This window comes from Amycolatopsis sp. NPDC051061 (assembly GCF_040682935.1).
Taxonomy (GTDB): domain Bacteria; phylum Actinomycetota; class Actinomycetes; order Mycobacteriales; family Pseudonocardiaceae; genus Amycolatopsis.
Genome location: NZ_JBFBBZ010000071.1, coordinates 1 through 13,972 on the forward strand (window position 1 = coordinate 1; position 13,972 = coordinate 13,972).

Sequence of the window (13,972 nt, forward strand, 5' to 3'; positions counted from 1 at the left end):
CTGGAGCGGCCAGCACGGTCCAGCACGCCCGCAACCACCACCAAGATCAACAAACCTAGGGCAAGATCACCCGAATTCACATCGGTGGATCCCGGTCTGGCGTCATGAACGACTCGTTCATGACGTCGACGAGTGCCGCGGGTGGCCGGCTCGATGCTCTCCGTGTCGTGTTGACATGCCCCGCTCACCGGTGTCAGTATCTGGATTAATCCGATTGGAAACGTTTCCAACTCCGCCTTCCGCAGCTGGAAACGTTTCCAAGAACGCACAACGAGGTAGCCGATGACGTCAACACGGGCCACGCTGCTCCAGGTCGCCGAGCGCGCCGGGGTCTCCCTGGCCTCGACCTCGCGCGCGCTGCACGGCAGCGGGGCCAGTCCGGCGATGGTCGAGCGCGTCCGGGCCGCCGCGGCCGAGCTCGGGTACAGCGCCGATGCCATCGGGCGGTCGCTGCGGCTGAAGAAGACCTTCCAGGTCGCCTTCGCCGTCGCCGACATCGGGAACCCCGTCTACGTCGAGATGATGCGGGCCATCCACGAAGTCCTCGCCCCGCACGGGTACCGGGTCGTCGTCATGAGCACGGGGGACACCGCGACGTCGACCACGGAGCTCGTGCGCAGCCTCAACAGCGGGTTCGTCGACGGCATGATCGTCAGCCCGCTGCGCACCGACGACCGGCTGATCCGCGAAATCCAGCAGGCTCCCGTCCCGGTCGTGGTGATCGGGCGGGCGCTGGACGACCGGGGCATCAGCTCCGTCTCCACCGACTCCGCGGGCGGGATCGGCGCGGCCGTCCGGCACCTGCACGCCCTCGGCCGCCGGCGGGTCGGCTTTCTCAACGGCCCGCTCGACACGACGCCCGGTGCCGCGCGCCAGCGGGGGTTCGACGCCGTGGCCGGGGAGATCGCCGCCGAGCGCGTCGACCAGGAGGTCGCCGGGGACTTCACCGTCACCGCCGGGCTCGAAGCCGCCCGGCGGCTGCTCGCCCGCGGCGGGCTCGACGCGCTCGTCGCCGCCAACGACCTGCTCGCCATCGGCGCCATCCGGGCCGTGCGGGAACTCGGCCGGTCCGTGCCGGAGGACGTCGCCGTCACGGGCATGGACGACACCGAGCTCGGCCGGGTCTTCCAGCCGAGCCTGACCAGCGTGTCCCTCGGTTCCACCGAGCGCGGGCGCGCGGCGGCGCGGATCATGCTCCAGCTCGCCGACGACCCGGACCACGCGGCGCAGCAGATCACCGTCGGCCCGGAGCTGATGGTGCGCGAATCGACCGGAGGCGCGCGATGACCGCGACCCTGACGCGGCCGGCGCCCCCGCGCGGGAAGAAGAAGCCCGCGCTGGCCCGCACCCGGCGGCGCGAGGCGATCGCGCTGGTGCTGCCGTCGCTGATCCCGATCCTCGTGCTGAGCGTCGCGCCGCTGGTCGTCGGGATCTTCCTGGCCTTCACCGACGCGCGCCTGGTGCGCCACCCGGACTACGGCTTCGCCGGCGTCGACAACTTCACGAAGCTCGTCGGCAACGACCTGTTCTGGGACTCGCTGCGGATCGGCATGATCTGGACCGTCGGCGTCACGCTGCTCCAGCTGGCCGCCGCGATGGGCCTGGCCCTGCTGCTCGACTCCGGCCTGCGCCTGCAGGGCCTGACGCGGGTGCTCGCGCTCGTGCCGTGGGCGATGCCGCCGGTCGTCGTGGCGATCATGTGGCAGATGATCTACTCGGCCAACGGTGGCCCGCTCAACGCCTTCCTCGGCAGCGTCGGCCTGCCGGACGACATCAACTGGCTCGGCGACTTCTCGGTCGCGCTGCCCGCGGTGATCGTCGTCGGCGTCTGGGTCGGCATGCCGCAGACGACGGTGACGCTGCTGGCCGGCCTGCAGCAGATCCCCGCCGAGCTGCAAGAAGCCGCCGCGATGGACGGCGCGGGCGCGTGGCGGCGGTTCACCGCGGTGACGTGGCCGAGCCTGCGCCCGATCGTCACGTCGATCACGTCGCTGAACTTCATCTGGAACTTCAACTCGTTCTCGCTGGTCTACGTGCTCACCGCGGGCGGGCCGGGCGGCAAGACGATGGTCCCGGTGCTGTTCATCTACCTCGAGGCCTTCAAGAACCGCGAGATCGGCTACGCCGCCGCGATGGGCCTGGTGCTCGTCGTCGTGGTCGTGCTCATCCTCGCCGTCTACCTGCGGTCGCAGTTCCGCGACGACCGAGCCCCCGGCAGTGTTCGAAAGGGAGGGGGGCGCTGATGCGCGTTCTCGTGCGCCCGGCGCAATACGTCGCCCTCGCGCTGTACATCCTGTTCCTCGGCTTCCCGTTGCTGTGGCTGATTTCCGCGTCGGTGAAGTCGTCGGGCGAGCTCAATTCGCTCACGGTGAGCCTGCTGCCGAGCGAATGGCACTGGGACAACTACACCCAAGCCCTGGAAAAGCAGGGTCTGGTGCGGTCCGCCGCGAACAGCCTGATCGTCGCGCTGGCTTCGACCGCCCTGTCGGTCGTCATCGCCGTGCCCGCGTCCTACGTGCTCGCGCGGCTCAAGGGCAAGGTGCGCGCCGCCGGCGTCGGCTGGATCCTGGTGAGCCAGGTGTTCCCGGTCGTGCTGATCATCCTGCCGCTGTACCTCATCCTGCGGACGCTCGGCCTGGCCGACAACCTCGCCGGTCTGACGCTGGTGCACACGACGTACATGCTGCCGTTCGCGCTCTGGATGCTGCAGGGTTACGTCGCCGCCATCCCGGTGGAGCTGGAAGAGGCCGGGGCGATGGACGGCGCGAGCCGCCTGACCGTGCTGCGCACGATCGTCTTCCCGCTGCTCGCCCCGGGCGTCGTCGCGACGGCGATGTTCAGCTTCGTCTCGTCGTGGAACGAGTTCTTCTTCGCGCTGGTCCTCCTGCAGTCGCCGGAGAACTACACCCTGCCCATCACGCTCAACATGTTCGTCGGCGGGGAGGGCAAGGTCGCCCTCGGCCCGCTCGCCGCGGGCGCCGTGCTCGCCGCCATCCCCAGCATCGTCTTCTTCAGCATCCTGCGGAGGAAGCTCACCAGCGGCCTCATGGCCGGGGCGGTGAAGGGATGACCCTCCTTACCCCACAAAGAGCTCTGTCCCCAAAAGAAAAAGTTCGAAAGGTCGGTCGATGAAGACACGACGCATGATCGCCGCCACCCTCCTGTCGGTCGCCGGCCTGCTGCTCACCGCGTGCGGGAGTGGCAGCGGCGGGGACAGCGGGGACGGTCCCACCACCCTCACGTTCCAGTCCCTGTCCGACCAGCCCGCCGCCATCGCCGCGACGCAGAAGATCGTCGGCGACTGGAACAAGGCCCACCCCGACGTGCAGGTCAAGATCGTGCAGGCCGGCTGGGACGGCGTCTACGACAAGCTGATCACCCAGTTCAACGCGGGCACGGCGCCGGACATCGTCCACTACGAGGCGGCCGGCATCGCGCCCTTCGCCACCGACGGGTACCTCGCCGACCTGACGCAGTACCTGCCGGAGCAGAAGCGCGCGGACATCCCGAAGGGCGTGCTCGACTCGGTGACGGTCGACGGCAAGGTGATCGCCGCGCCCACCGAGCTGCAGTCCTATGTGGTCTTCGCGAACAAGACCCAGCTGCAGCAGGCGGGCGTCACGATCCCGACCGGCGCCACGATGACGTGGGACCAGCTGCGCGACATCGCCAAGGCGACGACCAAGGACGGCAAGTTCGGCCTCGGCTGGGGCCTCTCCAGCCCGACGGCGGCGTTCGTCGCGCTGGCCCCCGGCTTCGGCGGCAAGTACTTCGACGGCACCGGCGACAACGCGAAGCTCACCGTCGGCCAGGGCGAGCAGGCGCTGCCGCGGCTCGTGGACGCGATGGCCCACCAGGACCACTCGATCCTGCCCGTCACGCTGACGCAGTCGGGCACCAAGGCGCTCGCGCCGTTCTACGCCGGCCAGATCGCCATGACCGTCCAGGGTTCCTACCAGGCGGCCAACATCGCGAAGGACGCGCCGAAGGGCTTCGACTGGGTCGTGCTCCCGCCGCTGGCCGGCTCGGCCGGTCCCGCGCAGGCCGCGAACCCGCAGACGCTGTCGGTGAACAAGGACTCCGGCCACGTCAAGGAAGCCGCGGAGTTCGTCGACTTCTTCACCGGCACCGAAAACCTCGCCGCCATCAACGAGGCCGACGCGCTGATCCCGCCGACGACGTCGGCGCGCCAAGCGCTCACGACCAAGCTCGGCGCGAAGAACGGCTGGAACGCGATCCTCGCCTCCGGCCAGTACCTCACCTCGGCGCCCTACCTGTTCGCCGGCAAGTACGCGCAGTGGAAGGACACCGTCGCGACCCCGGCGTACCAGCAGTTCCTCGGACAGAAGATCGACGCCGCCGGCCTCGCGAAGCAGCTCGAGGACGGCTGGAAGAGCGTCAGCAAGTGACAGGAGCAGGATCTTGACCTGGCTGGAAGACCGAGCCGTCGCGGTGATCACCGGTGCGGCCGTCGGGGACGCCCTCGGCGGCGCCACCGAAGGGTGGACGCCCGAGCAGATCGAAGAGCGCCACGGCGGCCGGGTGACCGGCGTCGTCGGGCCGTGGTACCCGGACTGGCGGACCGCGCGCCCGATCGCGCCGTACCACAAGGGCGACGGGCACATCACCGACGACACCCTCATGACGCGGGCGCTCGTCGAGGTGTACGCGAAGCGCCGCGCGCACCTCGACGCGTACGCGATGGCCGAGGACCTGGTGCCGCTGATGATCGGCGAGCCGCGCTGGGTGCCGGAACTGGAGTCGACCGCGCTGCTGCTGCAGCGGGTCTTCCTGGCGGAGAAGTGGATCGTCGCGAGACTCCACTATGGACACGTCGACCCGCGCGAAGCCGGCGTGGGCAACGTGGTCAACTGCGGCGCGGCGATGTACGTGGCCCCGGTCGGCGTCGTCAACGCGGGCGACCCGCGGGCGGCCTACGCCGAGGCGATCGACCTCACCGGCGCGCACCAGGCGAGCTACGGCCGCGAGGCGGCGGGCGTGCTGGCCGCGATGGTGGCGGCCGCCGTCGCCCCGGGCGCGTCGCTCGACGACGTCGTCGCGGCGGCACTCGACGTCGCCCACGACGGGACCGCGGCGGCGATCCGCGCCGTCGTCGAAGAGTTCGGTGGCCGGACCGTCCCCCCGGCCACCGACGAAGAAGAGCGGGCGCTCGCCGCGCTCGTCCGGGAGACGGTCGCACCGTTCGACTCGGTGGGGCCGCACTACCGGGAGATGTCGATGGACGCGCGGCGCCCGTCGCGGACGAAGTCGATCGAGGAGCTGCCCGCCGCGCTGGCGTTCGTCCTCGCGCACCGCGGCGACTTCCGCGGCGCGGTCCTGGCCTCGGTGAACTACGGCCGTGACGCGGACTCGATCGCCGTGATGGCGGCAGCGATCTGTGCCGGCCTCGGCGGGACCGCCGTCGTGCCCGCCGAGTGGGTCGACGACATCGGCGACGCCAGCCGGATGGACCTGCGGGAGACCGGGCACCTGCTGGCCTCGGCGGCCGCGGACATCCTGAAGGCCGACCGGGAGCGGGCCGCGGCGCGGGTCGCGTTCTTCGAGGAGACGGCGTGAGGCTGACCTGGGCTCAGCCCGAGGACCTGCTCCCGCACGAGCTGGTGCAGTCCGCCGCGGAGGGCAAGGACGTCGATGCGGCGCGGGAGCGGTGGGTCGCGGCGGGCGGTGACCCGACGCCCGCCGTCAGCGGCGCGGGGCCCGCGATGCCTGCGCTGCGGCCACTGGCCCGGGACCTGCTGGACGAGCTCGACGCGCCGGTCGCCGAACCCTCCTGGGACGAGCTGGCCTTGCCTCCGGCGCCTTCGCTGCCTCGGGGCTCTCGCGGCCGTGAGCTGGGCGCGTGGACCGGCCGCGCCGCCGGGTGCCTGCTCGGCAAGCCCGTGGAGAAGATCCCGCGGGAAGGCATCGAGGAGATCCTGCGGGCGACCGGCCGCTGGCCGCTCACCGGCTGGTTCACGGCGGTGGGGCTGCCGGCCGACGTCGCCGCGCGGTGGCCGTGGAACCGCCGTTCGGCGCCGACGTCGCTGGAAGAGAACATCGACGGGATGCCCGAGGACGACGACCTCAACTACCCGATGCTCGCGCTGACACTGCTGGAAGCGCACGGCCGGGAGTTCACCACCGAGGACGTCGCGCAGCTGTGGCTGGACAACCTGCCGGCCGGGCGGGTGTTCACGGCGGAGCGCGCGGCGTACCGGAACCTGCTCGACGCACGCGTCGTGCCGGAGACGGCGACCTACCGGAACCCGTTCCGGGAGTGGATCGGCGCGCTGATCCGCGCGGACGTGTTCGGCTGGGTGTCGCCGGGCGACGTCGTCTCGGCGGCCCGGCTGGCGTGGACGGACGCCCGGCTCAGCCACACGCGCAACGGCGTGTACGGCGCGATGTGGGCGGCGGCGCTCGCTTCGGCGGCGATGGTGTGCGACACGGTGGACGAGGTCCTGGACGCGGCTTCGGCTGTGGTTCCTCCTTCGAGTGATCTCGCGGCCGCGATTCGGTTCGGTCGGTCGGCGGCTTCGGCAGGCGATGTCCGAAGTGGACTCGGCTCTTTGCACCAGGCTTACGGGCACCTGCATTGGGTGCACGTCCTCAACAACGCGGCGGTGATCGCCTACGCGCTCGCGAAGGGCGGCGGAGAGTTCGGGCCGAGCGTGGCGATCGCGGTGACGGCGGGCTGGGACACCGACTCCGCGGCCGCGACGGTCGGGGGAGTGGTGGGCGCGGTGAGCGGGGTGGACGAGTACTGGAGCAAGCCCCTGGCCGGCCGGATCGCGACCTCGCTGCCCGGCGGGGAACGGCGGATCGAGGATCTCGCGGCGCGAACGGCGGCACTCGGATGACCGGGCGAGTCGTGGTGGTGGGCTCGGCGAACGTCGACCTCGCCGTCGACGTGCCCCGGGCGCCGCGAGCCGGGGAAACCATCCTCGGCGAGCGGTTGCGCCGCAGTCCCGGGGGCAAAGGCGCGAACCAGGCGGTCGCGGCCGCGTTGGCCGGCGGCGCCGACACCACCTTCGTCGGCGCCCTCGGTGACGACGAAGGTGCCGACCTGATCCTGGTCTCCCTCGGCGGTGCCGGGGTCCGGACCGACCTGATCGAGCGGGCCGACGCTCCCACCGGGACGGCCTTCATCACCGTGGCACCCGATGGTGAGAACGCCATCGTCGTCGCACCCGGCGCGAACGAGCACGCGAAGGTCGGCACCGCCCAGGCCGAGCGGATCGCCGGAGCGGACGTCGTGCTGGCCCAGCTGGAAATCCCCCTCGACGTGGTGGCGGCCGCGGCCGCCGCCCGGAAACCCGAAGCACTCATGATCCTCAACGCCGCGCCGTCGCGGGAGCTGCCGGATTCGCTCTGGGATGCCCTCGACCTGCTCGTCGTCAACGAGCACGAGGCCGCCGACCTCGCGGGCGAGCCCGAAAGGCTGCTCGAGCGCGTACCCGCCGTCGTCGTCACCCTCGGCGGCGAGGGCTGCGTGGTGCTCCGAAGGGGCCACGAACCCGTGCGGATCCCTGGCTTCCCGGTCGACGTCGTCGACACCACCGGCGCCGGCGACACGTTCTGCGGCGTGCTCGCCGCGGCCCTGGCCCAGGGGCGAAGCCTGCCCGAGGCGGCGCGGCGAGCGGCCGCGGCCGGCGCCCTGGCCGTCACCCGGCCCGGTGCCCAAGCCGCCGTCCCCACCGCCGACGAGGTCGCAGGAAAGACATCATGACCTACACGTTCGACCCGCTCGTCCCGCGCCCGATCGACCGGCCCACCGAGGTGACCGGCCCCGATCCCGATGCGGCCAAGATCTTTGCCGCGCCCGCCGACCCGGCCGACCGGCCCGCGTGGCGCGCGAAGTTGCACGAATGGCGCGAGGACGCCCGACGCCGGCACGCCTACACCGGCGCCGCGTACGAGCGTCCCCAGGCGGCCTGGGCGCAGACCTGCCGCACGGTCGCCCAGGTGTGGCTCTGGGACGAGCTGCTCTACTCCTTCGACGAGCACCGCTTCACCCCCGAGCGCTTCCTCGCCGACGCGCGTGACCGCTTCGGCGGCCTCGACGCCGTGGTCCTCTGGCACGCCTACCCGGTGATCGGTCTCGACGACCGCAACCAGTGGGACTTCTACCGCGACGTCCCCGGCCTCGCCGAGCTGATCGAGACCCTGCACGGCCGGGGGCTGCACGTCTTCGTCGACTACAACCCGTGGGACGTTGGCACCCGCCGCGGCGAGGACGACCTCACCGAACTCGCGGCGCTCGTCGCCGACCTGAAAGCCGACGGGGTCTTCCTGGACACGCTCAAGAAGGCGGAGCCGGACTTCGTCGACCGGCTCGAAGCCGCCCGGCCCGGCCTCGTCCTCGAAGGCGAGTCCAAGCTGCCGGTCGAACGGATCGAGGACCACGCCGCGTCGTGGGCCCAGTTCTTCGCCGACTCACCCGTGCCCGGCGTCCTGCGCGCCCACTGGTACGAGCGCCGGCACATGCAGCACCACGTCCGCCGCTGGCACCGCGACCACAGCGAAGAGCTGCAGTCGGCGTGGCTCAACGGCGTCGGCGTCATGGTGTGGGAGGTCGTCTTCGGCGGGTGGGTCGGCTGGTCGCCCCGCGACGCGGCGACCGTCCGCCGGATGGTCACCGTCCAGCGCGCGGCCGCCGAACTGCTGCTCGACGGCGAATGGACGCCCCTGGCCGAACTGGACCAGGCGGCCGAGGCCGCCGGTGTGTACGCGTCCCGGTGGGAGCTGGACGGCAAGACCTTGTGGACCCTCGTCAACCGCGGCGACACCGACTACCACGGCCCGCTGCCCGGCACCGACCTCTTCGACGGAGTGCCGGCGCGAGGAATCGGCGCCGCGGTGCAGGGGTGGCTGCCGGACCTCCCGGCGCTGCCGCACGACCCGGATTCCCGGTTCCCGCACCGGCTCGCGACTCGAACTGCTCCACAAAGGACTATCGGCAAGCCCGACGAAGACGCCGTCGTCGTCCCGGCCGGGCCGTACGTGCTGACCGTGCGGTACCGCGCCCGCGAGACCGGCATGTACCAGGGAGCGCCCTATGTGGACGAATGGAAGCCGCTCCCGCCGCGCCTGCACGACGCACGCACGCTCCAGCGCGAGGGCGAACTGGCCACGGCCGTCGCGATCGGCGCCACCGAGGTGACCACCGCGCAGTTCGCTGAGTTCCTCGCGGCCACGGGCTACGAGCCTGGACAGAAGCACCGTTTCCTCGCACACCCCGGAGCCCCGGACGAGCCGGTGACGTACGTCGACCTCGACGACGCGCGGGCGTACTGCGCGTGGCGCGGCGGGCGCCTGCCCACCGAGGACGAATGGCAGCTGGCGGGGGAGAAGCTGCGCCGCGGCACCCCGGCCGTGTGGAACTGGACCGAAAGCGAACACTCCGACGGCCGGACGCGCTTCGTGATGCTCAAGGGCGGCAGCGACTACCGGGCCGAAGGCTCCGAGTGGTACGTCGAAGGCGGCGTGAAAGCACCCGACTACACGGTGAAGCTCCTTCTGCCCGGGCTGGGCCTCGCGCGGAGTGCGACCGTCGGCTTCCGCTGCGCCTGGGAGGTGCCGGCGTGACCGTCTCCCGCGATCGATCGACCGGCGCTCTCGCCGGACTGCGCGTCGTCGACGCGTCCACGCTCTTCGCCGGCCCGATGGCCGCGATGCACCTCGGCGACATGGGCGCCGAGGTGATCAAGGTCGAGCACCCGCGCAAACCCGATCCCTCGCGCACCCACGGCGCCGCGAAGGACGGCGTCAACCTGTGGTGGAAGACCCTCGGGCGCAACAAGCGCACGGTCACCGCCGACCTCGGCAGCGAAGGCGGCCGCGAGGTGTTCCTCGCCCTGGCCACCACGGCGGACGTCGTCATCGAGAACTTCCGCCCCGGCACCCTCGAACGCTGGAACCTCGGGTACGACGAGCTGGCGAGCTGGAACCCGAAGCTGGTGCTGGCCCGCGTCACCGGCTTCGGACAGCTCGGCCCCTACCGGAGCCGGCCGGGCTTCGGCACCCTGGCCGAGGCGATGAGCGGGTTCGCGGCGACGACCGGGGAACCGGACGGGCCGCCGACGCTCCCGCCGTTCGGGCTCGCCGACGGCGTCGCGTCGCTGGCCACGGCGTACGCGATCATGGTCGCGCTGGCCTCGCGTAGCGGCAGTGGGCGCGGACAGGTCGTCGACACCGCGATCATCGAGCCGATGCTGGCCATGCTCGGCCCGCAGATCACGCGCTGGGACCAGTTGCACACCGTCCAGCCGCGCACCGGCAACCGGTCGACGAACAACGCGCCGCGCAACACCTACCGCACGGCCGACGGCCAGTGGGTCGCGGTGTCCACCTCGGCCCAGTCGATCGCCGAGCGCGTGGTCCGCATGGTCGGCCGGCCGGACCTGGCCGCCGAGCCGTGGTTCGCCACCGGCGCCGAGCGGGCGCAGCACGCCGACGAACTCGACGAAGCCGTCGGCAAGTGGATCGGGCAGCGCACCCGCGACGAGGTCGTCGCGGTGTTCGAAGAAGCGCAGGCCGCCGTCGCGCCGATCTACGACGCCTCGGACATCGTCGCGGACCCGCAGTTCCGCGCGCTCGGCACGATCCACGAGATCGAGGACGCCGACCTCGGCCCGATGCTCATGCAGGGCCCGCTGTTCCGGCTCTCCGGCCACGACGGCGTCATCGGCTTCACCGGCCGCCCGCACGGCGCCGACACCGACGCCGTGCTGGAAGAGCTCGGGTTCTCGCCCGAGCGGGTGGCCGAGCTGCGCGAACGGGGTGCGGTGTGAGCCCGGCGCTGACGTTCCTCTACACCCCGGCCGACCGGCCGGACCGGGTGCGCAAGGCCCTGGAGTCCGAGGCCGACGTCGTGCTCGTCGACCTCGAGGACGCAGTCGCCCCGGCGCGCAAGGATGAAGCCCGGTCGAACGCCCTGGAGCTGCTCGCTTCGGTGTCCAGGCCGGTGCAGGTGCGCGTCAACCACCCGAGCACGCCGTGGCACGACGCCGACCTCGCCGCGCTGGCGCGCCTGCCGCTCGCGGTCGGCGCGCGGCTGCCGAAGGTCGAAGCGCCGGAGGAGATCCTGGCCGTCGAGGCCGTGCTGCCGGGCCGGGCACTGCACCCGCTGATCGAGTCGGCGCTCGGGGTCGAACGGGCCCTGGACATCGCGACGGCGTCGCCGCGGATCGCGTCGATCGGGCTCGGCGAGGCCGACCTGCGCTCGGACCTCGGCGTCGCCGACGACGCCGGGCTGACGTGGGCGCGCAGCCGCGTGATCGTCGCGGCGCGGGCGGCCCGGCTCGCGCCGCCCGCGATGTCGGCCTACGTGAACGTCCGCGACCTCGACGGGCTCGCGGCGTCGTGCCGGGCGGGCCGCGCGCTCGGCTTCCGCGGCCGCACCGCGATCCACCCGGTCCAGCTCGCGACGATCCGGACGGCCTTCCTGCCGACGCGCGAGGAGGTCTCGCGGGCGCGTGAGGTCATCGCCCGGGTCGCGGACGCGACGGCCGCCGGCGTCGGCGCGATCGCGTTGCCCGACGGGACCTTCCTCGACGTGGCGATGGTGGAGCAGGCGCGGACGGTGCTTTCGCTGGCCGACTGAAGTGCGCGGCCGGCCACCGCGATCTTCACGACGGCCCGGGCGTCGCGAATGACTCATTCGCGACCTCCGGCGCCCCGAATGAGTCATTCGCGACCTTCGGCGCGGCCGGTACAAGAGCCGTACAACCGGGTGTACGGATTTTGGATCCGCGTCTGGCCCACTGGCGCCCATGCGAACTCCGAAAGTGCTCCTCCTCGCGCTGGCCGTGGTGGCCGGCGCACTGGTGCTGCCCGGGACGGCCGGCGCCGCCTACAGCGACCCGCTGACGACCACGACCAAGCAGAACCTGGTCTGGCACGCGACGCCGGCCGCCGCGCTGACCGCGCTGGACAACGCGCTGCCGAACGTCAGCCTCAACACCGTCGTCAACGATCCCAGCTACGCGATGACCGGCTGCACCGGCGCGGAGAAGGCCGCGCTGCCCAAGGCGCCGGCCGCCACGAAGTCGTTGTGCTGGGACGCCGAACGCGCGGGCAGCACCACCTGGGTCCCGCAGGGCATCACGACGTCCGGGGACGCCGACGACGACGGCATGTGGGGCGCGGACAAGGTCATCCTGTCCGGCTGGCACGGCACCGACGCGCTCGGCCGCTACAACGACGCGCGGATCCAGGCGGTCAACTACGACGACCCCGCTTCGGCCGCCCACCGGATGATGTACCTGGCCGTGCCGAACAGCACGGGCAGCAGCTTTTCCGCGGCGAAGGCCCACCTGGGCGGGATGGCCTGGCTCGGCGACAAGGTCTACGTCACCGCCGTCGGGAACACCTCGACCGCGATCCGGGTCTTCAGCACCCAGCACATCCTGCAGCTGACCGACACGACGTCGAACGCGATCGGCAAGACGTCGGGCGGATATGCGGCGTACACGTACAAATACGCGATGATGCAGGTGGGCTACTACACCTACGCGGGCGGCACGTGCAGCATGGCCTCCGACACGGGCGTGCCGTGCTTCTCGTCGATTTCCCTGGACCGCACCACGAGCCCGGCCAGCATCGTGACGACGGAGTACTTCTCCGACCAGAGCCTCCACGGTCGCCTGTACCGCTTTCCGATGGGCACGGACTACCTGCTGACCGGGACCGCGACCGAGGCGTTCCGCAGCTCTGTGGGCAACATGCAGGGCGTCCTGTCCCACGACGGCAAGTGGTACGTCGCCCACAGCTCGGCGACGATCAACGGCCAGCTCTGGGCCCAGACGACGGCGGCGAGCACCTCGGCGACGTGCGGCTCCACGGCGGCCTGCTGGGCGGTCCACCCGGAGGCGCTGACCTACGACTGGTCGACGGGTCTGGTCTGGTCCCAGTCGGAGTGGTCGACGGCCGACTGCCAGGCGCAGAACCAGACGTGCGGCCGGTCGGTGTTCGCGGTGCCGCTGTCCTCGCTGGGCTGAGCTATCGCGCGAGCAGGGACGCTCCGAGCGCCGTGATCAGGTAGAGGACCTGGCGCCCGGAGCGTTCCCGTTCGACCAGCCCGTTCTCCCGCAGGACGCTCAGGTGCTGCGACACCGCGCTGGGCGTCACGCCGAGGGCGCGGGCCAGGTCGGTCGTGGTGGCGGGGGAGCGCAGCGCTTCGAGGAGCCCGGCCCGCGCCCGGCCGAGCAGCCGGACCGTGCCGGCCGGCGGGGGCCGGGTGCCTGCGGTCCACAGGGCGCCGCGGCCGCGGGCCGGGTAGCGGACCGTCGTCTGCGTGGACGTGCTCCGCTTGACCAGGACGTGCGGGCAGCCGAGCACGACCGGGATGAGGACGAGGCCGCCGGGACCCCGGTTCACCAGGCGGTCGCCGGCCAGCAGCAGTTTTCCGGCGCGCCAGCGCAAGTCCGGGTGCAGGCCGGCGAACAGCCGTTCCGCGCCGCCCGCGGCCAGCGTCCGCGCGCGGTGGGCGACGTCGGCGTCGAGGACGGCCCGGATCCTCGGCCAGTGCGGGGCGATCAGGCGGTCGTGGGCCTGCCGCAGCTCGCCGGCGATCGCCGTCAGCCCGGCCGCCGGACGCTCGGCCAGCTCGGCGATGGTCCCGCGCAGGTCGGACCCGAACACGCGCCCGAGGCTGCGTCGGACCTGACGCGCGGTCGTGCGCCGGAGCGCGGCCAGATCGTCCTCGATGGACGGACCGGACCCGCGCGGCGCGGGGACCAGGAACTCCGGCCAGTTGGGCCGGTCGCTCACGATCAGCGGCCATGTCCACGGGAGGTCTAGCGGCGCGCGGGCGAGCTCGTCTTCGGCCCAGCGCAGCCACGGCAGGGCGCTCGCCTGCCGCTCGCGGCCGCCCAGCTGCTGCAGGCACGCGACCGTCTCCGACAGCGGGGAGATCGCGACGCGGGTCGCCGCCAGCTCCGCGACGCCGAGTTCGATCGTCAAGGCCATG

At 72.1% G+C, this 13,972-nt stretch carries 13 protein-coding genes; 11 read left to right on the plus strand and 2 right to left on the minus strand.

Annotated elements, in window-relative coordinates; translation table 11 throughout:
• The coding region (locus tag AB0N03_RS47620; RefSeq protein WP_364387315.1) for a hypothetical protein at positions 1 to 302 on the minus strand (302 nt) is incomplete at its 3' end.
• Between AB0N03_RS47620 and AB0N03_RS47625 the strand changes: the two genes are divergently transcribed.
• The 11 genes from AB0N03_RS47625 to AB0N03_RS47675 all read left to right on the plus strand — a co-directional run bounded on the left by AB0N03_RS47625 (position 283) and on the right by AB0N03_RS47675 (position 13,001).
• Complete coding sequence (locus tag AB0N03_RS47625) at positions 283 to 1,287, plus strand: LacI family DNA-binding transcriptional regulator (protein WP_364387317.1); 1,005 nt, start codon at positions 283 to 285, stop codon at positions 1,285 to 1,287. The genes AB0N03_RS47620 and AB0N03_RS47625 overlap by 20 nt on opposite strands.
• On the plus strand, positions 1,284 to 2,243 hold the full coding sequence (locus AB0N03_RS47630) for a sugar ABC transporter permease (protein ID WP_364387319.1): 960 nt from the start codon (positions 1,284 to 1,286) through the stop codon (positions 2,241 to 2,243). Before AB0N03_RS47625 ends, AB0N03_RS47630 begins: the two co-directional genes overlap by 4 nt.
• Entirely contained in the window at positions 2,243 to 3,070 is an 828-nt protein-coding gene (locus AB0N03_RS47635) for a carbohydrate ABC transporter permease (protein WP_364387321.1), read from the plus strand. Before AB0N03_RS47630 ends, AB0N03_RS47635 begins: the two co-directional genes overlap by 1 nt.
• 58 nt (positions 3,071 to 3,128) lie before the next feature.
• Positions 3,129 to 4,409: a sugar ABC transporter substrate-binding protein gene (locus AB0N03_RS47640; protein WP_364387323.1), complete on the plus strand. Its 1,281-nt coding sequence runs from the start codon at positions 3,129 to 3,131 to the stop codon at positions 4,407 to 4,409.
• A 13-nt stretch (positions 4,410 to 4,422) separates the two neighbouring features.
• A complete protein-coding gene (locus tag AB0N03_RS47645) occupies positions 4,423 to 5,577 on the plus strand; it encodes an ADP-ribosylglycohydrolase family protein (RefSeq protein ID WP_364387324.1) in 1,155 nt (384 codons plus the stop codon).
• The gene (locus AB0N03_RS47650; protein ID WP_364387326.1) at positions 5,574 to 6,860 is read left to right on the plus strand and encodes an ADP-ribosylglycohydrolase family protein; all 1,287 of its coding nucleotides are present in this window, start codon (positions 5,574 to 5,576) and stop codon (positions 6,858 to 6,860) included. Before AB0N03_RS47645 ends, AB0N03_RS47650 begins: the two co-directional genes overlap by 4 nt.
• A complete protein-coding gene (locus AB0N03_RS47655) occupies positions 6,857 to 7,729 on the plus strand; it encodes a ribokinase (RefSeq protein ID WP_364387328.1) in 873 nt (290 codons plus the stop codon). The genes AB0N03_RS47650 and AB0N03_RS47655 overlap by 4 nt, the downstream gene beginning before the upstream one ends.
• Positions 7,726 to 9,588 carry an SUMF1/EgtB/PvdO family nonheme iron enzyme gene (locus tag AB0N03_RS47660; protein WP_364387330.1) on the plus strand — a complete coding sequence of 621 codons (1,863 nt, stop codon included), beginning with the start codon at positions 7,726 to 7,728 and terminating at the stop codon, positions 9,586 to 9,588. Before AB0N03_RS47655 ends, AB0N03_RS47660 begins: the two co-directional genes overlap by 4 nt.
• Positions 9,585 to 10,793, plus strand: coding sequence for a CoA transferase (locus AB0N03_RS47665; RefSeq protein ID WP_364387332.1), 1,209 nt, complete (start codon positions 9,585 to 9,587; stop codon positions 10,791 to 10,793). Before AB0N03_RS47660 ends, AB0N03_RS47665 begins: the two co-directional genes overlap by 4 nt.
• Entirely contained in the window at positions 10,790 to 11,605 is an 816-nt protein-coding gene (locus AB0N03_RS47670; RefSeq protein WP_364387334.1) for a CoA ester lyase, read from the plus strand. The genes AB0N03_RS47665 and AB0N03_RS47670 overlap by 4 nt, the downstream gene beginning before the upstream one ends.
• 169 nt (positions 11,606 to 11,774) lie before the next feature.
• Positions 11,775 to 13,001, plus strand: a complete 1,227-nt coding sequence (locus AB0N03_RS47675) for a hypothetical protein (protein WP_364387336.1) — start codon at positions 11,775 to 11,777, stop codon at positions 12,999 to 13,001.
• A gap of 1 nt (position 13,002) precedes the next feature.
• Here the strand turns inward: AB0N03_RS47675 and AB0N03_RS47680 are convergent, their stop codons facing one another.
• On the minus strand, positions 13,003 to 13,971 hold the full coding sequence (locus AB0N03_RS47680; RefSeq protein WP_364387338.1) for a DUF5937 family protein: 969 nt from the start codon (positions 13,969 to 13,971) through the stop codon (positions 13,003 to 13,005).
• Between the last annotated feature and the right edge of the window lies 1 nt (position 13,972).